This is a genomic window from Streptomyces sp. NPDC026673 (assembly GCF_040638135.1).
GTDB lineage: Bacteria > Actinomycetota > Actinomycetes > Streptomycetales > Streptomycetaceae > Actinacidiphila.
The window spans coordinates 1-22,493 of the sequence record NZ_JBEZXR010000013.1 but is presented as its reverse complement, the minus strand read 5'-3'; the positions used below and the strand labels follow the sequence as shown (position 1 = coordinate 22,493).

19 protein-coding genes and 2 pseudogenes are annotated in these 22,493 nt (G+C 68.2%); 6 read left to right on the top strand and 15 right to left on the bottom strand.

The window, feature by feature from the left end; translation table 11 throughout:
- Positions 1-258: 258 nt before the first annotated feature.
- From AB0F62_RS12570 to AB0F62_RS12555, 4 genes and pseudogenes are all read right to left on the bottom strand, one after another.
- The gene (locus AB0F62_RS12570; RefSeq protein WP_361796173.1) at positions 259-702 is read right to left on the bottom strand and encodes a hypothetical protein; all 444 of its coding nucleotides are present in this window, start codon (positions 700-702) and stop codon (positions 259-261) included.
- 990 nt (positions 703-1,692) lie between these two features.
- Positions 1,693-2,193, bottom strand: a complete 501-nt coding sequence (locus AB0F62_RS12565) for an RHS repeat-associated core domain-containing protein (protein ID WP_361796170.1) — start codon at positions 2,191-2,193, stop codon at positions 1,693-1,695.
- A 39-nt stretch (positions 2,194-2,232) separates the two neighbouring features.
- A pseudogene (locus AB0F62_RS12560) lies at positions 2,233-2,325 on the bottom strand (hypothetical protein); the annotation flags it as partial.
- Between the two features lie 438 nt (positions 2,326-2,763).
- Positions 2,764-3,210, bottom strand: a complete 447-nt coding sequence (locus AB0F62_RS12555) for a cupin domain-containing protein (RefSeq protein ID WP_361796168.1) — start codon at positions 3,208-3,210, stop codon at positions 2,764-2,766.
- A 734-nt stretch (positions 3,211-3,944) separates the two neighbouring features.
- Between AB0F62_RS12555 and AB0F62_RS12550 the strand changes: the two genes are divergently transcribed.
- Both AB0F62_RS12550 and AB0F62_RS12545 read left to right on the top strand, forming a co-directional pair.
- Positions 3,945-5,384, top strand: a complete 1,440-nt coding sequence (locus AB0F62_RS12550) for an aldehyde dehydrogenase family protein (protein WP_361796165.1) — start codon at positions 3,945-3,947, stop codon at positions 5,382-5,384.
- Positions 5,385-5,404: 20 nt separating this feature from the next.
- Positions 5,405-6,091 carry an antibiotic biosynthesis monooxygenase gene (locus AB0F62_RS12545; RefSeq protein ID WP_361796162.1) on the top strand — a complete coding sequence of 229 codons (687 nt, stop codon included), beginning with the start codon at positions 5,405-5,407 and terminating at the stop codon, positions 6,089-6,091.
- A 130-nt stretch (positions 6,092-6,221) separates the two neighbouring features.
- Here the strand turns inward: AB0F62_RS12545 and AB0F62_RS12540 are convergent, their stop codons facing one another.
- The 4 genes from AB0F62_RS12540 to AB0F62_RS12525 form a co-directional block, all read right to left on the bottom strand.
- A complete protein-coding gene (locus tag AB0F62_RS12540) occupies positions 6,222-9,170 on the bottom strand; it encodes a M14 family zinc carboxypeptidase (RefSeq protein WP_361796159.1) in 2,949 nt (982 codons plus the stop codon).
- A 579-nt stretch (positions 9,171-9,749) separates the two neighbouring features.
- The gene (locus AB0F62_RS12535; protein WP_361796156.1) at positions 9,750-9,950 is read right to left on the bottom strand and encodes a hypothetical protein; all 201 of its coding nucleotides are present in this window, start codon (positions 9,948-9,950) and stop codon (positions 9,750-9,752) included.
- Positions 9,951-9,965: 15 nt separating this feature from the next.
- On the bottom strand, positions 9,966-10,310 hold the full coding sequence (locus AB0F62_RS12530) for a hypothetical protein (protein ID WP_361796153.1): 345 nt from the start codon (positions 10,308-10,310) through the stop codon (positions 9,966-9,968).
- Between the two features lie 183 nt (positions 10,311-10,493).
- On the bottom strand, positions 10,494-10,691 hold the full coding sequence (locus tag AB0F62_RS12525; RefSeq protein ID WP_361796150.1) for a hypothetical protein: 198 nt from the start codon (positions 10,689-10,691) through the stop codon (positions 10,494-10,496).
- A 780-nt stretch (positions 10,692-11,471) separates the two neighbouring features.
- Between AB0F62_RS12525 and AB0F62_RS12520 the strand changes: the two genes are divergently transcribed.
- Both AB0F62_RS12520 and AB0F62_RS12515 read left to right on the top strand, forming a co-directional pair.
- Positions 11,472-12,632 carry a hypothetical protein gene (locus tag AB0F62_RS12520; RefSeq protein WP_361796147.1) on the top strand — a complete coding sequence of 387 codons (1,161 nt, stop codon included), beginning with the start codon at positions 11,472-11,474 and terminating at the stop codon, positions 12,630-12,632.
- 14 nt (positions 12,633-12,646) lie between these two features.
- Positions 12,647-13,900, top strand: a complete 1,254-nt coding sequence (locus AB0F62_RS12515; RefSeq protein ID WP_361796144.1) for an ATP-grasp domain-containing protein — start codon at positions 12,647-12,649, stop codon at positions 13,898-13,900.
- Positions 13,901-13,956: 56 nt separating this feature from the next.
- Here AB0F62_RS12515 and AB0F62_RS12510 read toward each other — a convergent pair whose 3' ends face one another.
- Complete coding sequence (locus AB0F62_RS12510) at positions 13,957-14,370, bottom strand: cupin domain-containing protein (protein WP_361796141.1); 414 nt, start codon at positions 14,368-14,370, stop codon at positions 13,957-13,959.
- Between the two features lie 213 nt (positions 14,371-14,583).
- A complete protein-coding gene (locus tag AB0F62_RS12505) occupies positions 14,584-15,600 on the bottom strand; it encodes a zinc-dependent alcohol dehydrogenase family protein (RefSeq protein WP_361796138.1) in 1,017 nt (338 codons plus the stop codon).
- Positions 15,601-15,808: 208 nt separating this feature from the next.
- Between AB0F62_RS12505 and AB0F62_RS12500 the strand changes: the two genes are divergently transcribed.
- A complete protein-coding gene (locus AB0F62_RS12500; RefSeq protein ID WP_361796135.1) occupies positions 15,809-16,693 on the top strand; it encodes a helix-turn-helix transcriptional regulator in 885 nt (294 codons plus the stop codon).
- A 261-nt stretch (positions 16,694-16,954) separates the two neighbouring features.
- Here the strand turns inward: AB0F62_RS12500 and AB0F62_RS12495 are convergent, their stop codons facing one another.
- The 4 genes from AB0F62_RS12495 to AB0F62_RS12480 form a co-directional block, all read right to left on the bottom strand.
- Positions 16,955-18,247 (bottom strand): nucleotide disphospho-sugar-binding domain-containing protein, encoded by a 1,293-nt coding sequence (locus AB0F62_RS12495; protein WP_361796132.1) that lies wholly within the window; start codon positions 18,245-18,247, stop codon positions 16,955-16,957.
- 425 nt (positions 18,248-18,672) lie between these two features.
- Positions 18,673-19,056 (bottom strand): peptidase inhibitor family I36 protein, encoded by a 384-nt coding sequence (locus AB0F62_RS12490; protein ID WP_361796129.1) that lies wholly within the window; start codon positions 19,054-19,056, stop codon positions 18,673-18,675.
- Between the two features lie 137 nt (positions 19,057-19,193).
- Positions 19,194-19,865, bottom strand: coding sequence for a hypothetical protein (locus tag AB0F62_RS12485; RefSeq protein ID WP_361796126.1), 672 nt, complete (start codon positions 19,863-19,865; stop codon positions 19,194-19,196).
- A 772-nt stretch (positions 19,866-20,637) separates the two neighbouring features.
- On the bottom strand, positions 20,638-21,015 hold the full coding sequence (locus AB0F62_RS12480) for a hypothetical protein (protein WP_361796123.1): 378 nt from the start codon (positions 21,013-21,015) through the stop codon (positions 20,638-20,640).
- A 237-nt stretch (positions 21,016-21,252) separates the two neighbouring features.
- Here AB0F62_RS12480 and AB0F62_RS12475 point away from each other — a divergent pair, with 237 nt between their 5' ends.
- Entirely contained in the window at positions 21,253-21,921 is a 669-nt protein-coding gene (locus tag AB0F62_RS12475) for a TetR/AcrR family transcriptional regulator (RefSeq protein WP_361796121.1), read from the top strand.
- 108 nt (positions 21,922-22,029) lie between these two features.
- On the opposite strand, the pseudogene AB0F62_RS12470 reads toward AB0F62_RS12475, so the two are convergent.
- Positions 22,030-22,212, bottom strand: a pseudogene (locus AB0F62_RS12470) (ATP-binding protein); the annotation flags it as partial.
- Positions 22,213-22,493: the final 281 nt, after the last annotated feature.

Below are 22,493 nucleotides of genomic sequence, written 5' to 3'. Positions count from 1 at the left end.
ACCCACGCATGGTCAAGCGCGCCCGCCACAACTCCTACCGGGTGAAGAGGACTTCGGATACAGGCACCCGCCACGCGGGGCCACCGAGCCTGAAGTTCGCCTCACTCGGGGCAACCCCGCCCACCATGTCAAGATCAACTTAAGCTTCGCGGCATTGGGCCTTGACCCTACTCGAACACCAGGGGCTCCATTGCGTGGAATTCCCGGTGACCGGATATTCCTCGAGCCTACCTCAAATGCTTGCTCGGCTGTTCGCTCTCAGGCTTGACTGCTGCCGTCAAGCAGCTCATCGATGGCGGCCATACGCGACCGAGACCCGGATTTAGGAATTTGATTCAACTTGTCGACCGCCGCAGACATCCACTTGGGATCACCCAGACGCCTTGCCATCTTTCGTTCGACTACCCGCCGAAGGAACTCATGGGTCAATTTGATGTGACGCGGAGAGTACTTTCGCGAATGGTGATCGCAGGACGCATTCCAGTATTCATAGGGATGTCGCAACGTCGCGGCAACACTGACGCCATGATTGCCCATATACGGAACTCCCGACAAATTGGCCATAATCTTGGTCATTCGAACGAAACCCTTTGAGCTTGTCGCTTTTCCGGGTTGCGCCTCCAAACCAAGGGACATGAGCCGCGACCAAGCGATGATCTGCTGCTCGTTGCCGTCAGACCAATGGGCCAATCCTGCCGGCATGAGCCTTAGGTGCTCCCCAGCCGAATCTCCGATGACCCAGTGAACTCCGGCGAGTTCCAGCGGTCCCAGTTCTCTATGCATAGTCACGCACAAACCGCCCAAACCCCAAAGCAACCGCCGGTCCGGACTCCCGGCCGCCCTTCACCTGCGAACTTACACACTCCGACCGACCGCTCGGGACGGGACGCAAGATCACCGCGATCCACACCACTGGCCCTCCGAAACAGCGGCCCAAATGTCTATTCGAGTTTAAAGCCAACGCACCAACCCTTTGAGACCCCCCGGAGAGTCTTGGCCCCCCACCAAGAAGCCGAAGAGAGTCAATTAAGGTCATTTTCAATGCTGGACCGCGTAACGCCCGCCTCACCCTTGCCATTGTGAGCAGGAACGAGGTAACCACCAATGATCCGCCATCCCACTCGGACCATGGAAATTCTTGGTAGCTCAGCCGCCTCACCCTGAGACACCCACCCATCATCCGAGCACGAAATTGGCGGATTGCTCCACCAATTCACGATTCGGGGATAAGATCGCTTAGTCACGACGTCCTCAAATTTTCTCACACCGGCCTGCATGGTTAGTGCCCACCTGGATCAGCGGATCGAAGGTAGTGCGCCACAAGGTCCACGTCTCCCTCGTGTGCGAGAATCCGAAGTTGATCACCTTCCCGGGTGTCGTACTCGAGAATTTCCATACCAGGTCGCCAGCTAGTGTTCCGCGTGACACGTCCTCCTACCGGCAGACGTACCGACTGCCTCGCTGGGCGCGTGAAAATTGCACCACCTGCGTCACTGTTGAGCCTTCCATACGTGAAAGCCCGGCGCCCCAGTCCGCGCTGCCACGAGACGCGACAGGGAACAGCCGGATTCGAACCCTTTTCAATTTCTGCCGTGCGCCCTGTTGACCGCCTCGCATGCATTGCCCTGATCAATCTACCCACAAGCAAGGCAAACAGAGCAAATGCAATAAATTCCAGCATGCAACCGTTCCCTAGATGTCCCTGGATGCCGTCTCGATCCGAGACGGCAGATCCACCCGCCACCCCGTCCGCAGCGTGACGATCCCATGATCAAGAGAAGTGGATCTCTGAAACGAGAGAAACGAGCGCAGCCACTCGTCATTGTAGGTGGCGGGGCCGTTGGGGCAGAGGCCGTCGGGGTTCGACTGCGTGACCGGGTTGTTGTGAGCGTAGGAACAGGCGTTCATCTGCGCCGGATCGTCGAAATCGATGACGGGGTCGACGGAGAGGAAGCGGCCGAGTGTGGGGTCGCGTGCGCGGGCGCTGCGGTGGGTGAGGCCGGTCGGGTCGTTGCTGCCGCCGACGAAGCCGCGGGTTCCGGGGAAGGCGGCGCGGGTGTCGGTGCGATCGGTGCCGAAAGGAAGTTGCTTGCGACGGGTGATGGCCTGGCCGGTGGCTGGGGACACGGCCGTGAGGGCGGTGCCTTGGTGGTCGCCGAAGGGGAAGGTGAATCCGCCGGTGGGGGTGCGCATGGCGATCGTTTCGCCGCCGTGGGTGTAGTACCCGGTGGCGGAGTTGTCGGCGTTGCGCGCCAGGAGGCGGTTGCCGTCCGTGTCGTAGACGTAGGTGGTGGTCTTGCCCGTTTCGGTGATGCTCTGCAGGTGGCCCTCGGGGTCCGCGGTGAGGGTCTGGTCCTTGCCGCCGGCCTTGCGGACCGACCTCCGTCACCACCACTGGTATTGGCGCCGACACCCACCTACGACCAGGCGGGCAACATAATGGCGTGCGGCGGGGCGCTGCCGGTCGCGACGGTGTACTCGGCGCCTGCGCTATAGCGCGTGCTGCCGGTCAGCACGCCCTTGGCGAAGTTGGTCGCGGTCTTGCGGGCCGGGCTCGTCGTATCCCGTGGTGAGCGTGACGCCACGTGCTGCCCGCCGGGCGGCACCGCGGACGGGCGCCGCGACTTCATGGGCGTCGACCGTTCGCCTGCGGTGACGCGCTGCAGTCGTGAAAATCGGCACATCGGCACAGGGGCCGTCCGAGCTGTTGGGACGGCACCCTACGGGGTGGCACAAACGATCAAGGCGGAAGCACGTCGCGGGTCAGCCCCCGGAGGGACGCGGAGCACGCCGGTCGGCCCGCTCCCTCAGCTCCTCCTCCTCGACCAGCGTGAGCATCGGCTGACCCGGCGCGCACACCATGGTCACCACGAACTTGGTCGGTGCGTCCGCCAGAGCGTTGCCGTCCTGGTAGTGGATGACGTCACCGCCTGGCTCCCAGAACGTCCCACCGGCCTCGACCACGCGCTCCGGCTCACCCTCGAGTTCGAACCGGACCGCGCCCTCCATCACGTAGCCGAACGACGGCCCCGAGTGGCGGTGCGGAGGCAGCCCGGGGTGGCCGGGAGGCCAGTCGACGAGGATGGTCATCCCCGAACCGCCTTCGGGAAAGAAGGGCGGAGTGACTTCCTGCAGCAACTTGACCTCAGGCGGCAGCGCGGCCTCGTGCCCCTCCGCGGGGGTCACGTGCTCTGGCTTCTTCTCCGACATGTACGACACCTCCGTAGGCCGACCCGGATGGACGATCTCGCGTCGGCCGCCTCTTGTCCGACCGGCGTACCGGCCCACTCGTTCGACAGCGTCCGACCTCGTCGATTCCGGACTCACACCACTTGCTTCACGGCGCGCACGAACCACGGACCACATCCGTAACACGCGGGCCCCGAAACCACCCTGCCTCCCGTCAGCGGCCGCCACAACCCGGGAGCCGGCGGCATCGGTACGCAGCACGCCCCGCCATCGCCGGGCACCTGGCAGCGACGCAGCGACGCAGCGACGCAGCGACGCAGCGACGGCAACGTCCGGCCGTGGGCGGACACGGAAGCAGGCCGGTTCCCTCGCGATCGCGGGCGCTTCCGCGCGGCCGGCGGTGGGAACCGGGGGCCGGGCAACGTGCGGCGAGTGATGTAAGGCACGGCTCGAGCCGACCAGATGACCTTGATGCGATCCCAGTTATGTGCATATCCTCGTAAATCACAGAGGTCGCTCGCCAGCCCATGCCAGTGAGCCGGAGCAGGGATCGCTCGACGGGTGCCGTCCGGCGACCGCACCCCCACCGGACACCGGATTCTCATCACATCCGCCGTGTGCCTGCCTCCGCCGCGATCACCGCGAGATCACACCGTCAAGGGCACCCGCAGAGCCACGCCCCCTGCCCTGCCCTGCCCTGCCCTGCCCTGCCCATCGTCCATCGCGTACATCGTTCGAGACCAAGGAAGCCCTTGATGAACAGCTCCGCACGCCTCCCGCACGCCCGCCACTACATCGATGGGGCATGGGTCGACTCCGTTCAGCGCTCCGAGTCCCTGAACCCTGCCACCGGGCAGGTCCTCGGGACGTTCGCCGACGGTGGCGCCGAGGAAGCCAAGGCCGCCATCGCCGCCGCCCGGCGAGCCTTCGACACCACCGAGTGGTCCCGGGACCGCAGCGCACGGGCAAGGGCCCTGTTCGAGATGGCCGACCGCCTCGAAGCCCGCAGGGACGAGTTCATCACCCTGCTCGCCCGTGAGAACGGAAAGATTCTCGGTGAGGCGACCTTCGAGATCGACCTCGCCATCCCCAAGCTGCGCTACTACGCCGCTCTCGCACTGTCCGATCACGGTGGCGCCGCCGAGGTACGGCCCGGCACGTTCTCGATGACCCTGCGTGAGGCGACGGGAGTGGCCGGCGTCATCGCGCCCTGGAACTCCCCCGTCATCCTGGCCGTACGCTCCTTCGCCCCGGCACTCGCCGCCGGCTGCACCGTCGCCATGAAGCTCCCAGGGCAGACCGGTCTGATCAACGGCCTGATCGCCGAACTCGTTGATCAGACCGCAGGGCTTCCGGCCGGTGTGATGAACGTCTTCACCGAGTCCGGCAACGACGGTGCTCCGCTGCTGGTCTCCTCGCCGGACGTCGATGTGCTCAGCTACACGGGTTCCACGGGAGTCGGCCGAAAGATCATGGAGTCGGCCGCGTCCACCCTCAAGCCGCTCTCCCTGGAACTCGGCGGGAAGAACCCGATGATCGTTTTCGACGACGCGGACCTGGACGCCACCGTTCCCGTCCTCGTCAAGGCCATCACCACCTTCAGCGGCCAGTTCTGCATGGCGGGAAGCCGCATCCTGGTGCAGCGCGGCGTCGCGGACGAGCTCCGCCGACGCCTCACGCCCGCCCTGAAGGCGGTCAAGGTGGGGCCTGGGGACGACCCTGCCAGCGAGATGGGCGCGATGATCGATACGCACAACGCGCAGCGCGTCGAGCGCATGGTCGCCGACGCCGCCGACTACGCCGAGGTCATCGTCCGGGGTGGACGCGACGGCGCCTTCCTGCAGCCCTCCCTGGTCGAGGTCGCCGACCTGAGCGCCCCGATCGTGCAGCAGGAGGCGTTCGGGCCTGTCGCCACCTTCGAGATCTTCGATACCGAGGGGCAGGCTGTCGCCCGCGCCAACGCCACCGAGTACGGCCTCGCCGCGTCCGTCTGGACACGGGACGTGGACCGCCCGCTGCGAGTGGGCCGCGAGATCAAGGCCGGCACCGTGTGGACCAACACCTGGGGCATGGTCCACGACCAGTTCGAGGAGGGCGGCTTCAAGCAGTCCGGTATGGGCCGCCTGAACGGCCTGCGCGGCCTGGAGGAGTTCCAGGAGACCAAGCACTTCATCCACGTTGCCCCGCGCGACTGATCGAGCACAGGAGCACCTCTGTGACCAACGACCGCCGGGCTGCGCGAGCATCGGACGCGCGTCCGATGGGCCGCACGGGTGGTTCGGACGCCATCCTGCTCGTCGAGCGGGCCGTCCGGCCCGGCCATGAGGAGTCATTCCAGCAGTGGGCTCGGGACATCCTGGAGGTGGCCGCCGCCGCCCCCGGGCACTTGGGCAGTGGCCTCTTCCGACCGGCCGAGGACGGTCGGCCGTGGATCATCGTGCAACGCTTCCGGGACAACACGATGCTGCGGCAGTGGCTGGACTCTCCGCAAAGAGCCGGCTTCTTCACCCAGTACGAAGATCACCACCATTCGGAGATCGCCCGCCGCGAACTCACCGGCATGGACGCCTGGTTCCCCGACCCGGGCCCCAAGATCGCCGCTCCGCCGCGCTGGAAGATAGGTGTCAGCTCGGCCATCGCCATCTTCCCGATCTCGCTGTTCGGGACCGGAGTGCTCGGTCCACACCTGGTCGGCCTGCCATTGGTGGCCAGAACAGCCGTCTTCACCGTCCTGTTCAGTACGTTGATGACCTACGTGGCGATCCCCGCCGTCAGCCGTCTGCTCCGCCGCTGGCTACGACCCGCCCTCCGGGAATCCCCGGTCGCCGGCGCGGTCCCCACGCGGAGGTTGCGAAACCCGCTGCGGAGACCGGCGGAACAAGCTCGGCACCGTCGCCTCTGACCGCACGGGACCAGAATGCGACGCCCGGGTGTCCAAGCCCGGGCGGCGGTCCGTACCCGGGAAGGGTACGGACCGCCTGACTCACCGATCTTCGGCTTCCGCGCTCAGGCTCGGAGGATGAGTCCGGCCGTCAACGGCGGAGTGCCTTGAATGCCTGACGCACCAAGGTCGCGCGGTCGGCCGCGGAGGTGACGTGCTCGAGGCCGAAGCCCAGCAGCACGGTGTCGTCCGTGACGACCGCGCCCTGCGTCAGCGGGCCGGTGCGCACCCAGTCCCGCTGGACGGGCGGGCTGCCCGCGGGCGGACCGGAGACGGTCCAGGGGCCGAGGGAGGTCTCGAAGCCCTCGGTCTCGGTGACCGTACCGCCGATGACCAGGGAGGTCTCATCGGCCTGGAGGCCCTGGCCGCCGGAACCCGGGTCGGTGACGTAGCTGAGCGAGACCTCGACCTTCTTGCCCGCGTAGGCGCTCAGGTCGAAGTTCACCGGCTGCCAGCCCTGGGAGGAGCCCGTGAAGCTGTTCCAGGCGCCCGAGGTGCCGGTCGCCGTGCAGCCGCCCGTGCCCGGGGTCAGATAGTGCGTCAGCCACGGGTGCTCGCCGATGTAGAACCCGGCCTCGCACTCGGTCGGCACGGTGGTGCTGGTGGCGCCGCCCGCCTCGGGGAGCGTGGTCCAGTCGTCGGCGCCGACGGTGTGGATCTCCAGGATCGCGTTGTCGTAGCCGGGCTCGGTACTCCACAGGAGGCGGGAGCGGAGGGTGGGGGTGTCGGCCGCGCTCACCCCGGTCAGGTCGATCGTCCGGGTGAGCCGGTTGTAGGCGTCGTCGGTGTGGACGGCGGCCGCCATGTAGGAGCCCGCGTAGGGCGCGTCGGAGGCGACGGACCCGGTGTACCGGCCCGCTCCCTTGCTCGCGAACTGCGGGTACGTGGCGGGCGCGAGCCAGTCGGAGGTCACCCGGTAGGTACCCGCCGTGTCCAGCGGGTTGCCGGTGGCGGCACCGAGCGGACCGTTGAATCCCGCCAGCGCGCCGGTGCCGGCGAATCCGGTGGCCCCGGCGGTCGACGTGCGCGAGTACGCGCCCAGGTAGTACTGGCTGAAGTCGTTCGACGGCGTACCGTCGGCCAGGGCCACGTTGCCGCCCGCCCGCTCGCCCGCCTCGATCAGCTTGCCGCCCTCGTTGAGGTAGGCGCGCAGCTCGAGCTGGGTGGGGTTGCCCGGCAGTGCCGCCCCCGTGTAGTGCACGACGGTGCGGAAGTGCCCGAGGACCCCGAGCGCGTCGGGCGCGCCCTGCGTGGCGACGTCCCAGACCGCCGCGCGGTGGCCGGTTGCCTTCAGCGCGTCGACGTACGCCTTGGTCTGGGTCGCGGCCGCGCCTTCCTCGGCGACGACGAGCGTGTCCGCCCAGGGGCGGTCGGCGACGGTGTAGGTGAAGTGGTCGCCGGAGACCTTCTTGCCGCTCTTGGTCCGGCCGGTGAACCAGACCTCCACCTTGTCGCCGACGTCTCCGTCGCGGACCTTCGCGCGGTACTCGTCGAAGTAGAGGTTGTCCTCGCCGCCGAAGGTCTCGCCGCCCCGCCAGGAGCGCAGCGACTCGTCCTTGGTGCGGCCGCCGTTGACGCGGTAGTTGAGCTCCTTGTCGCGCAGCGACTTGCGGGCGACGACCGAGACCTCCTGGTCATGGCCGCGCGCGTAGGAGGTGGTGAAGGACCCCGGGGTGAAGTCGGCGGCGTTCAGGCCCACGGTGGAGGCGGGGACGTCGGGGTGGGCGGCCGACTCGGCAACGGAGAGCGCGAAGGGGATGTTCTTCGTGAACTCGTCCTGGATCAGCTTCTCGTCGTCGGGGAAGTTGAATCCGGACTGGCAGTCGGAGGCCACCCACGGGTCGTTGGGGTCGATGTCGGACGCCGTCTGGCACGTCGACATCTCGGGGGTGAACATCGCCAGGCCGTTGACGTTGGACGCGTGGCCGTCCGCCTCGCCGTTGGTGGTGTAGAGCTCCGAGGAGACCTGGGGGTGGTAGCCGGGGATCGCGGAGTTGTCCGGCGTGCCGGCCAGCGCCTTGTAGAGGACGTCGTCGGGGGTGTCCGTGGCCACCTGCCAGCCGACTCCGTAGAGCAGCAGTTCGGCGGCGGAGTGGTAGTTGATGCCGTAGGTGAAGTCGATGCGCTTCTGGAAGGCGTCCAGCGCCCGGGTCTCCGGCTCGGAGTTCGGGCCGGCGCCGCGGTAGGTCTCACTGGCCGGGTTGGGCGAGGAACCCTCGTTGTCGTAGCCCCACTTGTAGGCGAAGTTGCGGTTGAGGTCGACGCCGTCGCCGGCGGTGATGACGCCGTCGCCGTTGTTGTCCCGCAGGTTCTTGCGCCACAGGCGGGTGTCGTCGCTCTGGAAGGTGTAGTCGTAGCCGTCCGGGTTCGCGGATATCAGGAACCAGAGCTCGGTGGAGTCGACGAGCTTCTTGATCCGCTTGTCGGTGCGGTAGTTGTCGAGGTAGTAGTGCATGAGCCGGCGGGTCATCTCCGGCGTGATCCATTCACGCGCGTGCTGGTTGGACATGTACAGCACGGCGGGCTTCGAGCCGTCCTTGGACTTCGCGGCGTCCTTGGTGAGCTTGAGGGCGAGGATGTCCTGGCCGCGCGTCGTCTTGCCGATCGAGACGACCTTCGTCAGGCCGGGGTTGGCGCGGCCGGTGGCGAGGATCTCCTCCTTGATGCCGCCCTTGCCGCTGTACGGGCGGAACACCTTGTCGGCCGCGTTCTGCACGCGCGCCTCGGCCTTGGCGCCGAGCGTGCGCTCGGTGAGCCGTACGCCCTTGCTCTCCAGTTCCTTCGCCTGCTTGCCGGTGAGGTACACCTCGACCGCGGCCGTGCCCTGCGCCGGCGGGCGCTCGCTCAGCTCGTGCGCATCCTGGCCGGCCTGAAGCAGCAACGGGATCTGATTTTGCGTCACTTCCGCGCGGTACACCTTGACGGTGTCCGCCTCGGTGGCGGTCGAGCCCGCGTCGCGGGCCTGGGCCATGGGTGCCACCGTCGCACTGCACAGGATGAGGGCGCCGACTGCAGCAATCGTTAAGGATCTGGTTCTCACTAGCATCCCTTCACGTCGTTCCAGGACAGAGGGGCCAATCCCATAAGAAGCCGGGGCGTCAGTCAAGATGCGGGGAAAGACACGTCTCGGGGGGCCGGTGAGCCGCCGGGGGGACATTTCCCCTTCGGCGTCGATGAATTCTGACGCCCTTGCCCTTAAGCAGGGTGTGGGGCCGACGAATTGCGGGATCGCCGTGAACGCGCTTTGTGATAGGCCGCCTGTACTTCTCGGTAGCCTGCTATCGGCAGGAATACGCCGTTCCGCGTTCGCGGTGCGCCGGGGAAACGTAGTGCAGCATTCCGGCCGTCAGGTGGGACTTCGGGCGCGTCTCACATCTGACGCATGTTCGGGCAACTGAAGCCCCTGGAACGCGTGGAGTTCCAGGGGCTTCGCGTGGAGGACGGCTGCCGTGTTGTGCGGATGTCCACGGACGTCGGAGACTCAACGGATTCGTGCTGCTCTGCAAGGCCACCCGCAGCGTGCGGCGGGCCACCGGCTCGCGGCCAGTGCCCCACTTGCCATTGCGGGCTCATGGAGCAGGAGCGCCCTCCACCGCGGCCCGAAGTGAAAGTGGCCGCCCTACCAGTGGTGCCAGACTTCTCGCGGGGCGATGTCCCAGCAGGTGCCGGCGATCTCTCTCGTGTTGAAGAACAGGGCCCAGCTCACGACGGCATCGCCCGCGCGCTGCGCACCCCGCTCGAACTCGAAGCCGGGCCAGCACAGGTCGCCGTTCAGACTGAACTGGATGCCCGCGTCCCGCTCCAGGGCATGGGCCTCCATCTCGGCGGACAGCTCCTACGGCACCCGGCCGATCAGCCGGACCCCCTCACAAGTGACCTGGGGGCCGCGCAGCCCATCGACTAGCACACACGTCATCCCCACCCCTTCGACGAAGTAGCACTTCACAGCGGGCGACGACGTGCCCGACTCCGCCCTGCGAAAGACGACCCTCCACTGGGCGCGCGCCCGATTCCAGCGCTCGATCTCCCCTTCCTCGCCGGTGAAACCGTGCCCCGCCATGGTCGAGACGGCATCACGCCGATCGATCCCGAAGGCCAGCGGTCCCACCCTTCGCGCGGGAACGTACCCCCACTGCTCCCGCTCGGAGTCCGCGAGCACCGCCCAGTAATCCCTGTCCATGACCCCATGATCAGCCACCCGGCGCCATCCACCTCAAACGACCGAATGACCCGCGGCACGTGATGAGTGAGCACGGCACCGCCGGCGTGGTCCGCCGCGCGTGCCGGTCGCCGCTCTGGATCCGGGTTGGGGGAAACTCGAGCCGAACATCCGGTGACAGCCGCACTCAGGCTCACCTGTGCGTCAGGGCTGGTACACGTCGGTGTACTGCGGTCCGTCCGACTCGGCCTTGCAGCCCTCACTTCCGGCAGGCATGCCGTGGGAGAGCACCAGCGCGTAGGACTGCGGGACGAAGTCGCAGCCCTTGCCGGACCACTGGGACGCCAGGAACGTCCAGCCGACGGCGGCTATGGCGAGCGTGTACTTGGTCGTGGCGTTCATACGAATGACCGTGCCTCGGTTCGCCGGGCAATCGTGACCCGGTTCGGGGTTTATGCGCCAGTATGACTGCATTGCGCTCATATGCGCGACCCGGCGCTTCGCGGCTCGCGCACGCCGGAGAACAGTTTCCGCGTGGCGCCGGGGACGCCATCACTGCAGGTCACACCACCCGGCAGCGCTCGTCGACGACACCGCTGACGACCCCACCAAGGACGCGGGGCCGGTGCACGGGGGGCCGCCGCCTTCGAACTCACGCACGACCATGGGTCGCCGGCCGCGGAACCTGCGGGGGCGGCGCCCGGCACCGCGCCGACACGGCACGACACGGGGCCCGAGCCGCCGCGACGGGGCCACGGGATACCGGGCCGACCAAGGGCACGAAACCGCATCGGTCCGCGTGCGCAGAGCGGGCCGGGCCGGGCCGGCGCCTGACGGCCTGACGCCGCGCCCTCCCGCGCAAGCGCGAGCGGCCCGGCATGACCCGTTGGGGCAGGTGCGGCGGCAAGGGCCCGGGCTCGCAGGTGCAGGCCCGCACCACATCCGACGCCGCGACCCCATGAACTTGACGAAGCAAGCAATGCGGCATGTACTTGTTCCAGCAAACATTTTGCGGTCGAGCGGCGTCAAGTCGGGCTCCTCTTCGGATAGTTGCGAGTTCGCGACCAAGCGGCCGGGCATCCGCAGACGGGCCTCCGAGGGCACGGACCGGGGGCGTGGACGCCACCCGCCTCGCACCAGGCTTCTTCGCCGCTCGACGCCACCCGAGATCCAGGAGTCAAAGTGAAGAAGGAAGAGCTGTTCACCGACCTGGAGTTTCCGCAACGACGAGCCGCATCCATGCGGACGTCACCACTTGCTTCCTACGTGCTCGACGAACTCCCCGCGGACCTGACCGCCGCCTGGTCCCGGCGTACGACGTACCGCGATCTCGCCGACAGGCAGTCACGGCTTCTGCATGAGCTTGGGCCGCTCGATCCGCTCGTCGGCGATCTCGCTCAGGCACGCGTGGTCCAACTGGACCTGCTCTTCATGCTCGGGGGATACCAGCCGGCAGGGCCGGGAAGCGCCCCCCGATCCCTCGTCGATGCGGTGGCGGCGCAGTGCGCGCGCTTCCCGGAACTCGACCCCCACATGAGCTACGAGCTCCTGATCGACGTCAACGCCGACGAGTGGCACCGCAACGGGGACATCCGGGTGTTCACCCAAGGCGCGACCAGCCGCCTCGAGCGGGACTTCTATCTGGGGCACCACCTCTCGGAGCCTTCGGCGCAAAGCGCCTTCAACCTCCTGAGCACGATGCTCCAGGAACCGGACGCCGGAGAACCGCTCGACGTGCTCGAGGACGTCGTGCGCCATCTGGAGGATTTCCGGCTGTACATGGCGCAGTACGGCCGACTCCCCAAGGACGCGTTCGAGACCTTTCGCCGGTATCACATGGGACACCCCGGCGGCCCGCGCGGTGCCAGCGGTGCGTTCTTGCCCAGCGTCCAACTGCTGGAGCTTGTGCTGCTGTCGCCGACCCCGCAGTACGAGCTCTACCTCGACCAGTCCATGGCCTACTTCCCTGTGTGGTCACGCCCCCTGCTGACCGCGCGGCGTGAGGCTTCCCGACAGGGTGACAACGTTGTCTCCATGGTCCTCGACGGCCGCATGAAGCTCGACCCCCCTGCCCTCACAGCCCTCCTCCACGTGCTGGACAAGTTCGCGGACTTCCGCATGGTGCACCTGGGCGTCACCAAGAAGACGATTCCCGAGGCGTTCCCGCACACCGGCAGGGTCACCAGGAGGGACATCGCGCGGCAGGCCGGAGAGGAAGACGCTTTGAACGACGACCACTTGGGCACCTCCGGCTTCAGCGTGCACAACCTGCTCACCAACTCCGTCTACCGGCTCCTGTCGGCGCGTCGGGAGATCGCCTCCCTCGACACCATGGCCGGCTGAGGGAAGGAGTGACGATGTCGCAATTCCAGGTCGCCGTGGTCGACGCCTTCGGGGCGACTGCGGGCTACACCGACGTTGTCGGCGCGGCCGGCGGCGAGGTGATCCAGGTGCAAAGCACCGTCGGCCTCCTCCCCGGGGTCGTTCCGGTGGACCCGGGCAGGTTCAGTCACACCCTCGTCTTCGACGGGGATCTCGACCGCCTCACCGGGAGACTCGCGGCCCTGCGGCCACGCGCCGTGCTTCCGGGCCGGGAATCAGGGGTGGAGCTCGCCGACGCGCTGTCCCAGAGGCTCGGGTTGCCGTCGAACGGGACGGAACTCAGCGCGGCCCGCCGCGACAAGTACGTGCAGATCGAGCGCATCCGGGCCCAGGGCATCCCCGCGATGCGGCAGATCGAGACCGGGGACGAGGCCGAACTGCGGTCCTGGCACGCAGACCTGGGCGGTTCCACGGTGGTCAAGCCGCTCCGCAGCGGCGGTGGCGACGGGGTGCGGTTCTGCGACTCCCCCGAGGAGTCGGCCGCCGCACTCGCGTCACTCAGGGACCGGACCTCCGCCCTTGGTGAACCGATCAGCCGAGTCGTCGCGCAGGAGTACCTGGTCGGCGCCGAGTACATCGTGAACACCGTGAGCTGTGAGGGAACGCACCACGTCACCGACGTGTGGAGCACCGATCGGATCACGGCCAACGGCGTCAGGGACCTGGTGGTCGCGCAGATTCTGCTGAGCCATGAGGACCCCGCGGTCGCCGACCTGGTCCCGTACGCCCTTCGGGTGCTGGACGCGCTCGGCATCCGCCATGGCGCGGCGCACCTGGAGATCAAGCTCACGCCGGACGGCCCCCGGCTGGTGGAGGCCGCCGCCCGTCCCTCGGGTCTCCCCTACTACGTCACAGACGTCATCGGCGAGGGCCAACTGGAATGGTCGGTCGACGCGTATCTGCGACCGGAACGCTTCAGGGCCCGTGCCGGGACTCCCTACCGACGTCGCAGCGCCTTCGCGTGGACGGCACTCGCCTCTCCGGTCTCCGGCCGGCTCGTCCGTTACCGTGCTCTCGACGCCGTCAGGAAACTGGAGAGCTTCCGGGACCTGACCATGGCCGTCACACCGGGGCAGCGCATCGTGCCCACCACGTGGGACCTGGAGTACCCGGTCATCCTGACGCTCCGCCACCCGGTCGAGGCGGTGCTGCGGCGGGACCTCAATACGCTGCGTTACCTGGACGGCGCGGGGATGTACGAAGTCGAGGCGGAAGGCCGGCACCGGTAAGCCTTCACCGACCCGCAGGACGTGAGCACCGCATCCGGACTACCCCCGGCCAGGGGTTAAGGGTGTTGAGTACGGGTGCCGTTGTACTGCTGGTCGGTGACCGGTTCGGCCCAGGTCGTCTCGGGGGTGCCGTCTGCCGTGGCTTCCCACAGGGCGATGTGTTCCATGAAGCGGTCGGCGATGGCGCCGTGCCAGTGTTCCTCGCCGGGCGGGCAGGTGACGGTCTGGCCGGGGTGGGTCTCGAAGACGGTGCCGTCGCGGGTACCGATCAGGGCGATCCCCGAGACGACGTGGAGGGTCTGGCCGACGGCGTGGGAGTGCCAGTGGGTGCGGGCGCCGGGTGCGAAGCGGACCAGGTTGGCGCGCATACGGGAGGGTTCCCGCCCGGCGACGATGACATCCCACCAGACGTCGCCGGTGAACCAGTCCGCCGGGGCCTTGCTGGTGGGCTCTTGCTCGAGGAAGTCCATGGTCGTTCCGACTTTCGTTGGTGAGGTGGGTGGCTTCCGGGGCGACGTATCCGCCGTCGACGGGAGGTCCGGCGACGGTGAAGGGGTGCGCACCCACGAGGCCCGGGCGGGACCGCTGCCCACGAGGGCGAACGGGGGCACGGTGAGTCCTTCGTGGGTCCCCGGGCGGGGCCGGGCAGCGGATGCCCGGCCCCGGGCAAAGGGCGTACGGGGTCAGGGGGTGAGGAGGGCCTTGATGGCGCTGCGCTCGTCCATCGCCCGGTAGCCCTCCGCGACCTGGTCCAGGGGCAGGGTGAGGTCGAAGACCTTGCCCGGGTTGATCCGGCCCGACAGGACCAGGTCGATCAGGTCGGGCAGGTAGCGGCGTACGGGGGCGGGACCGCCGCGCAGGCCGACGTGGGAGTAGAACAGCTCCTGCCCCTCGATCGCGACGTCGTGCGGGACGCCGACGAAGCCGACGCTGCCGCCGGGCCGGGCCGAACGCAGGCCCTGCCGCATGGCCTCGGCGGTGCCGACGCACTCCAGCACGCTGTCGGCGCCGATCCCGCCGGTGAGGTCCTTGATCCGGGTCACGCCTTCCTCACCGCGCTCGGTGACGATGTCGGTGGCGCCGAATTCACGTGCCAGCGCCTGCCGCGACGCGTGGCGGCTCATCGCGATGATCCGCTCCGCGCCCCTCTCCTTCGCCGCGATCACGCCGCACAGGCCCACCGCCCCGTCGCCGACCACCACGGCGGTCGAGCCGGGCCTGACCTCGGCGGCGTCGGCGGCCCACCAACCGGTGCCCATCACGTCGGAGACGGCCAGCAGACCGGGCCAGAACACCTCGGCCGGCGTCTGTTCGGTGGCCACCAGAGTGCCCTGCGCGTTGGGGATGCGCACGTACTCCGCCTGGCAGGTGCTCATGAACTCACGGTGCAGGCAGTTCGCCTGGAAGCCGTTGCGGCAGTTCGCGCAGGTGTTGTCCGAGGTGGCGAACGATCCGACCACGAACTGGCCGGGCTTGACCGAGGTGACCTCGCTGCCGACCTCCTCCACGACGCCGACGTACTCGTGGCCCATCGGGTGCGGGTCCCCGATCGGCTCCAGACCGCGGTAGGGCCACAGGTCGGAGCCGCACACGCAGGTGACCGCGGTCCGGATGATCGCGTCGGTCGGCTGGAGGATCTTCGGATCGTCGAGGGTCTCGACGCGCACATCGCCGGGGGCGTGGATCACTGCTCCGCGCATGAAAGGTTCCTTACGTGCTGAGGCGCCCGGTACCAAGGCGATACCGGGGCGGTGCCAGGAGCCGGCACCTCTGCCGCGGCTGCCGTGGCAGCGGGCCGGAGTGCGGCGCCATCCAGGTAACCCGCATCCGGCCGGGGCAGCGAGGCACCGTCAAGGGGTGTACCGGCAGTACATCCCTCCCGCGGCGCGCGGGACGTACGGTCGAGGTGTGGACAACCAGCGAGAGGTCCGCGAGTTCCTCACCTCGCGGCGAGCCAAGATCACCCCCGAACGGGCCGGGCTGCCCGCCGGCACCCGGCGCCGCGTCCCCGGCCTGCGCAGGAGCGAGGTGGCGGCCCTCGCCGACGTCAGCGTCGAGTACTACGCCAAACTCGAACGCGGCAACCTCGCCGGTGTCTCGCCGGCCGTCCTCGAAGCCGTCGCCCGCGCACTCCAGCTCGACGACGCCGAGCGCGCCCACCTCCTCCACCTGGCCCAGGCCGCCGACGGCTCCGACGCCCTCACCCGGCCCCGCCGCCGCGCGACCCGGCCGTGGACACCGCACCGCAGCCTCCAATGGACCCTGGACGCCGTCACCGCCGGGCCCGCCTTCGTCCGCAACGGCCGCATGGACCTGCTCGCGGCCAACCACCTCGCCCGCGCCCTGTACGACGACGTCTACGCCGAGGCGCACAACCAGGCGAACCTCGCCCGCTTCAACTTCCTCGACCCGGCCTCCCGCCGCTTCTACCCCGACTGGGACGTCGCCGCCGACGTCGCCGTCGCCATCCTGCGCACCGAGGCCGGCCGCAACCCGCACGACAAGGACCTCCACGACCTCGTCGGAGAGCTGTCCACCCGCAGCGACGCGTTCCGCACCCGCTGGGGCGCGCACAACGTCCGCCACCACGGCACGGGCACCAAGCGCTTCCACCACGCGGCCGTCGGCGAACTCGTCCTCGCCTACGAAGGGCTGGAGATGGCCGCCGAACCCGGCCTCACCGTCACCATCTACACCGCCGAACCGGGCTCGCCCTCGGAAGAGGGCCTGCGCCTGCTCGCCTCATGGGCTGCCACCCAGGAAGCGCACTCCCCCACACCGCAGGCCGGCTGACCAGGCGTCCACGAACCCGCAGGCTGGTAGCTTCACCTGATTTCTCCCAGGATGCCCCGGCCTTCGGGCCGGGGAGGAATGGGTCCTTGAGCCGGAGCCGCGAAGCGGCGGAGTTCTCTGCGCCTGTGTTCTGACCTGGGTTGTCAGTGGGGGCTGTTAGGTCCCGGAGCGTGCGGACCCTGCCTGAGACATGGGACCGGCACTGGCGTCCCAGGGCGCCCGGTCGCCGATTGGCGTGCGACCGAGGCGCCCCGGCACTTGTCATGCCTGCTCGACGATCTCGGCGATGGTGTCGAAGGCGCGAGATGCCAGGATCTGGCCTTGCAACGCTCGGGCGCGTTCGCGGTAGCTCGGCTGGTTGAGCACGGTGTCGACGGCAGTGCGGACCGCCATGGTTTCCGGGCGGCCGGTGCGCAGGTTGACGCCGGTGCCGCTCCATTCCACGCGTGCGGCGACCTCGGGCTTGTCCTCGGTCTCGCCGGCGACGACGAGTGGGACGCCGTGGCGCAGCGCGGTGTGTACGCCGCCGTAGCCCGCGTTGGTGACCAGGACGTCGGCGAGTGGCAGCAGCTCGTCGAAGGGGACAAAGCCTGCGAGGTGGACGTTGCCGGGGATGTCGCCGTCCAGGATGGTCCGCACGATGTCGCACCCGTCTGGGCGCGCAGTGGCGGCGACGACCGTGACGTCTGCGTCCGCCAGGGCCTGAATGGTGGGGATCACCAATTCGGACAGGTCGTTGTTGGCCAGGGTCCCCTGGGTGACGACGACGACCGGCCGGCCGGAGGTCAGATCCGTCCACCATGCGGGGCGCTGGAAGCCGTGGCTGGTCCCGGATGGGACGGGACCGATGAGACGGAAGCCCTCAGGGGCGTCACCGCGTGGGTACTCGAAGGCGGCGACGGTCAACTGGAGGTAGTGGTCCGGGACGGTGGCCCAGGCGTTGAGAAAGAAGTCGGGGAGTTCGACCCCCATCGAGCGGAATACCTCCTCGCCGTACTTCTGGACCACGGCGAACATCTCCCGCGTCTGTGCGCGTATCTCGGCGTAGCCGGCGCGTTCCTCGTCACTGGTGGGCGGGGGCAGACCGGGACCGTAGGGGGCCGCGTCCACGCTGTCGAAGGTGGGCGCCGCAATGCCGATCTGTACCAGGAGCGGGCGCTGGTGCCGGGGAGCGCGCAGCGCCATGGGCAGCGTCCCCAGGAGCGACAGTTCGCCGATCACCACGGCGGCCGGGAACCCGGCGAGCAGTTCTCGCAGGCGAGCGTCGTGGAGCGGAGCCGGCCCGAAGAAGAGGTGCTCAAGGTCGAAAGTCGATCGGTCAAACGGTGAGAGGTCGTCGTACTCGGGGTACATCACGGCCAGGTCGCGCGTGTCGAGGTCGGCCGCGGCCGGGAACGGCGCGAAACGCGCACCGGTCTGCCGAACCTGCTCCGCGTACCGAGCACTCGTGTAAAAAAGCACTTCGTGGCCGCGCTTGGTCAGGTCCGATGCGATCGCCGCGAGGGGAGCGAAATGGCCCTGCAGCGGATTCGCGGTGACAATGATCTTTGCCATGGTCTCACTTCGTCATGGTCGTTGTGCCGGACATCAGCCAATAGACGGCGAAAGTCCGAATACTCTGAATGTGTATACGGGTGGTACACGCGGCCATTCCTCAAGGGAGTTCACTGCGCGGTCGCTCCCGTGAGCCGACCGCACAGCACGGAGGGCGTTTGGGCCCGGCAAGAACCTCCCGAACCTCTGCCGGCAGGCCGGCGGCGCCGTCTTGGTGCGAGGCGATCTTCGGGCCGGCAGCGCGATGCTGCCGGCCCGGAACGAGGAGGACAGCCGAGTCAGCGACCGGCCCGGTCGGGTGCCGGTGTCGACGCTTCTGCCTTGTTCATGCGAGCATTCGCCTCACGGTTCCGCTCCCGGGCGCGTTGCCCTTGAACAGCCGAGGAAACGCGGCGCATACGGGATCCCCGACCCGCTCGCCTATTTCAACAAGCCCATGTCGCCATCGACGAGTACCTGTCGTTCATCAGATACGACACATTCTGGCCGAACCAGCCATACCCCATGTAGGCGACAGTGCCCGAATAGTTCACATCGTTGTAGAACCCTGCGCAGCGGTTTGTGTTCTTCTGGACGGAAGAAATGCTGTCGTTCACGTTGTCGCCGTTCGCGTATGCGAGATTCCTGAAGTCCGCGTAGGACGCCAGGGGGTCGAGAACGCGCGCGGTGCCCGTGAAATTGGCGTTCTCATACACGCACATCTGGTTCGAACCGCACACGTAGGCGGCGCTGGCCTGAGGCGCCACGGCCACGGTGGCCGCGAAGGCCAGAGCCGCCACGGGAAGCACGGCGGCAATCGTCTTGATCATTGAAGACCTTCTCTTTCGAATCGATGGTCATGCTGTCGGGAAGTGGCTCGGAAGGCGGGAACGGCGGGGATGGCGCGGCCTCGGACGCGGCTTCATCGAGGTGGCGGCCGAAGCGCGGTGGGGACACCGGTCCCCCATCACGAGAGGGCGGCTCGTCCCCATGCGGCGTCAAGAGCGATCTGCTGGAGCTGCCTGATGTCCAGGGCAGGTTCCTTGCGGGTCCCGGGCAGCTGATATGCCCGTGCGTTGACGGCCGAGATCACCACGCGCAGGCCGTCCTTGCGGAGGGTGTCGACGCTCCACTCGACCGCGCCCTTGCCGCCCCCGGAAGCGGGGCCTTTCCGGATGCTGACGCGGGTGCCGTCGGGCAAGGTCTCGGCCTTCGCGAACAGCTTCGCGATGTCCGCGTCGCCGGCCTTCCATCGCTGGACGTTCACCGCGACAAGGCTCTTGCCGTGACCGTCGTCGACCGTGACGTGCCCGAACCCGTCCGAACCACCGCTCTGCGCCGTGCGCATCCCCGCGGGCAGCAACTGTCGGATGACGTGGCTGATCTGCCGGCCCGTCATTCGCGGAATCACCGCGGTCTGGTCATGGACGGGTGGCGCGGGCATCGCGGTGAGCACCGGATCCCACACCGGAGACGAGGCGATTGCCGAGAGTTGCCGGAGGCGCAGCGGAAGCGAGGTGTTCCCGGCCGTAGCCTTTCCCCTCGAGACGCCGGTCTCGGATACGAGGACTTGCCTGCCGTCCTTGCCGGTGAGCAGAGCGGAGAGGACATCGGCCCCCGAAGGGCGCTTCTCGTCCACGGGCGACCGGTCCAGTACCAGGGTGGCCCCTCCGGACAGTGCCGCCCGGGTGCAGTGGCTGTACGGGTGGTAGGCCGTATCGGGGCACTGCGAGAACTGCGCGGGGACGGGGACGGTCGACCTGTTGAGAGTCACCGCCATTCTCGCGGCCTCGCCCCCGTCTTCGAAGACCAGCTGTGCCGTCGGCGGCGGGCCGGGCCTGTCGCTCAGCCCTTGGCCGTGCTCCTGCGAGAACGTCCCTTGGGGAAGCAGGGTTTCGAGGAGGTGCACCATCTGCTGCGCCGATACCCGCGCCGAGGCGGACGCGCCGGGTCGGTCACCGGCGTGCGTCGAGTGGCAACCGCCGAGCAGGACCGCACTCAAGCCCATCGACACGGCTGATGTGAAGGCCTTCCGCCGCCGGCCGGTCGGGCTCCTCCTCGCTGCGCGGACAGTGTCCCGGAGGGTCGCAGCCGTCTCCGATGGACGTCGCGACCGCCCATCGACCGAAGACACGGCGGAACGGCCGAGTCGGACAGGTGGGCGGAGGCCCGCAGGGTCGGTTGGCATGGGAGAGCACCGTGTTCCGTCGTTCGAGGGTCAAAGCCGCAGGCGGTGGGTGAAAGGAATGACACGCCGCCGAATCCGTATACGGAAGTGCCGCAGCGATTCCGAAGGCCGCGACGGCTCCGGTCGGTTCCGGACTCCGCGGCACGTTGTGGGCACCCGGGTGAGGGGGAAGGGGGCCCGACGGGCCGGAGGTACATCACGGCCTCCGGCCCGGGACGCAGGGTCAGTACCCCGGAGTGGACCACGAACTGATGGCGTTGTTGTAAGGGAAGCTCAGGGTGTTGTAGCGCCAGTGGGGCTCCCACTTGGCATAACTTCCCTTGAAGTTGTAGTCGTTCCAGGTCTCAATGGCGTAATCATTCGTCGAAATGGACGAGATGGCGTCATTCATCAGCTTGGGGGCTTCGGAGGTCCACGGCACATGGCCCCATCCCGACAGGCATTCGTCCGCCGGAGACTGAAGGTACGAGGTCGCGCACAGGTACCACTTGCTGTAGTCCAGTGCGGACGCGGCAGGAGCAGTGGTGGCGACGACAGCGCCGGCCAGGGCAAAGCTCGCGGCTCCTCCGAGCAGGGCGGTCTTGAAGCTGAAACTGCGCATGGGTGTCCGTTCGTGTGCGGCCCGGGGCGCGCTCACGCGCAGCGACCACAGGCCGGTAATTGCTTGACGACACAAGATTCACTTTCGATCTGACAACTGTCAAGTCGATCGGATGCCCGGTGCGGCGCCGTCGAGGGCAAGCGGGCGGCGCGGCCCGCCCCTGAGGCCCACAGGTAGACTGATCAGCCGCGCCACAGCCTGGGCGTGCTCAAGCCCGCGGTGAAACGGAGCAGGACCGTGCCTTCGAACGCTCAGGAAGCCGCAGGCAGGGCAGCTTCTCGGGGAAGCGGCGGACAGGTCGCCCGTGCTGACGCGGACATCCTTCGCCGGGGCCTGGACACCTTTGCCGAACTCGGCTACCAGGCCACCACAGTGCGGGAGTTGGCAAAGCGGCTGGACGTCAGTCACAACTACGTCAATGATCGATACGGGTCGAAGGAAGGCTTCTGGCGCGCGGTGATCGACTTCGCCGTCCAGGATCTACGGGCGGATTTCTTCGCGCCCGTGGAGGGGACAGACGACGCCGAGATGTTGCGGACCGTGATTCTCCGGTTCTTCACCGCAACCGCGAGCAGCCCCCAGTTGAACCGCATCGTCGCGGACGAATCGACGCACGATTCCGGCCGACTCGACTACCTGGCCGCGAAATACACCCGTGGATTCTGGGAACAATTGACACCGGTCATCCGGCGACTGATGGACGGCGGTCGCATGCCTCAGGTGCCGGAGCACTTGGTCTTTGTCGCCATCAACGGGGCTGCGCTGGCTCTGACCCATCAGCACATGTACGACCGTCTCGGCCCGGCGGCGCCGGACACGGCCGACGACGCGAAGCGCAGGGCGGAAACGCTGACGGAACTGATCGTCGGTGGGCTGCTGCCGTCGCACCGCCAGGGCTCCCGGTAGGGACCGCATCGTCCAGAGCCCAGTCCGGCGCCGTGGAGCACCACTCCGGAGGGGTGACGATGCGTGCCGCCGGGCCGCGCCCAAGGCGGCAGAGCGCCTGCGGCGGACAGATGCGGCGGCGGTGAGGTCGCGCACCGGGGCACCGAGGCCGGTGAAGCGGATCGACTTGCCGCGTCGGCAGGCTGCGACCGCGAGGACGACGGCGATGTGGGGCTTGCCGACGCCGGGTGGCCCGAACAGGGCAGCCTTCGCTCCGGCCTCGTCGCACGAGAGGGTGGCGAGGTCCTTGACCTCGGCTCTTCTTCGACGACGCGGACGCCTCCGCCCACCGCTCAGGGACGGGGTCTGCCCGGCCGGGTTCGGCGGCGGCCGCCGGCACGAACGGCGGCATGGTGGGGGTGCAGGACACCGGCACCCATTGGCGAAGCACGAAAGGGGTCCTCGTCCCCCACCCGGTCGCGTCGGCCCGAAGCGGGATGGGCGACGGTCTGCCGATCGTCCGGGCGTACGAGGACATCAACGCGGCGTTCCCCGGCGGCCCCGACCCGGCCCAGGTCGTCGTCAAGGCCTCC

Bases quoted from the DNA above. Each gene is read 5' to 3' on its own strand.
- AB0F62_RS12570 (WP_361796173.1), bottom strand. From the start codon at position 702: ATGCCGGCAGGATTGGCCCATTGGTCTGACGGCAACGAGCAGCAGATC.
- AB0F62_RS12565 (WP_361796170.1), bottom strand. From the start codon at position 2,193: ATGCGCACCCCCACCGGCGGATTCACCTTCCCCTTCGGCGACCACCAA.
- AB0F62_RS12555 (WP_361796168.1), bottom strand. From the start codon at position 3,210: ATGTCGGAGAAGAAGCCAGAGCACGTGACCCCCGCGGAGGGGCACGAG.
- AB0F62_RS12550 (WP_361796165.1), top strand. From the start codon at position 3,945: ATGAACAGCTCCGCACGCCTCCCGCACGCCCGCCACTACATCGATGGG.
- AB0F62_RS12535 (WP_361796156.1), bottom strand. From the start codon at position 9,950: ATGGAGGCCCATGCCCTGGAGCGGGACGCGGGCATCCAGTTCAGTCTG.
- AB0F62_RS12530 (WP_361796153.1), bottom strand. From the start codon at position 10,310: ATGGACAGGGATTACTGGGCGGTGCTCGCGGACTCCGAGCGGGAGCAG.
- AB0F62_RS12525 (WP_361796150.1), bottom strand. From the start codon at position 10,691: ATGAACGCCACGACCAAGTACACGCTCGCCATAGCCGCCGTCGGCTGG.
- AB0F62_RS12515 (WP_361796144.1), top strand. From the start codon at position 12,647: ATGTCGCAATTCCAGGTCGCCGTGGTCGACGCCTTCGGGGCGACTGCG.
- AB0F62_RS12510 (WP_361796141.1), bottom strand. From the start codon at position 14,370: ATGGACTTCCTCGAGCAAGAGCCCACCAGCAAGGCCCCGGCGGACTGG.
- AB0F62_RS12505 (WP_361796138.1), bottom strand. From the start codon at position 15,600: ATGCGCGGAGCAGTGATCCACGCCCCCGGCGATGTGCGCGTCGAGACC.
- AB0F62_RS12495 (WP_361796132.1), bottom strand. From the start codon at position 18,247: ATGGCAAAGATCATTGTCACCGCGAATCCGCTGCAGGGCCATTTCGCT.
- AB0F62_RS12490 (WP_361796129.1), bottom strand. From the start codon at position 19,056: ATGATCAAGACGATTGCCGCCGTGCTTCCCGTGGCGGCTCTGGCCTTC.
- AB0F62_RS12480 (WP_361796123.1), bottom strand. From the start codon at position 21,015: ATGCGCAGTTTCAGCTTCAAGACCGCCCTGCTCGGAGGAGCCGCGAGC.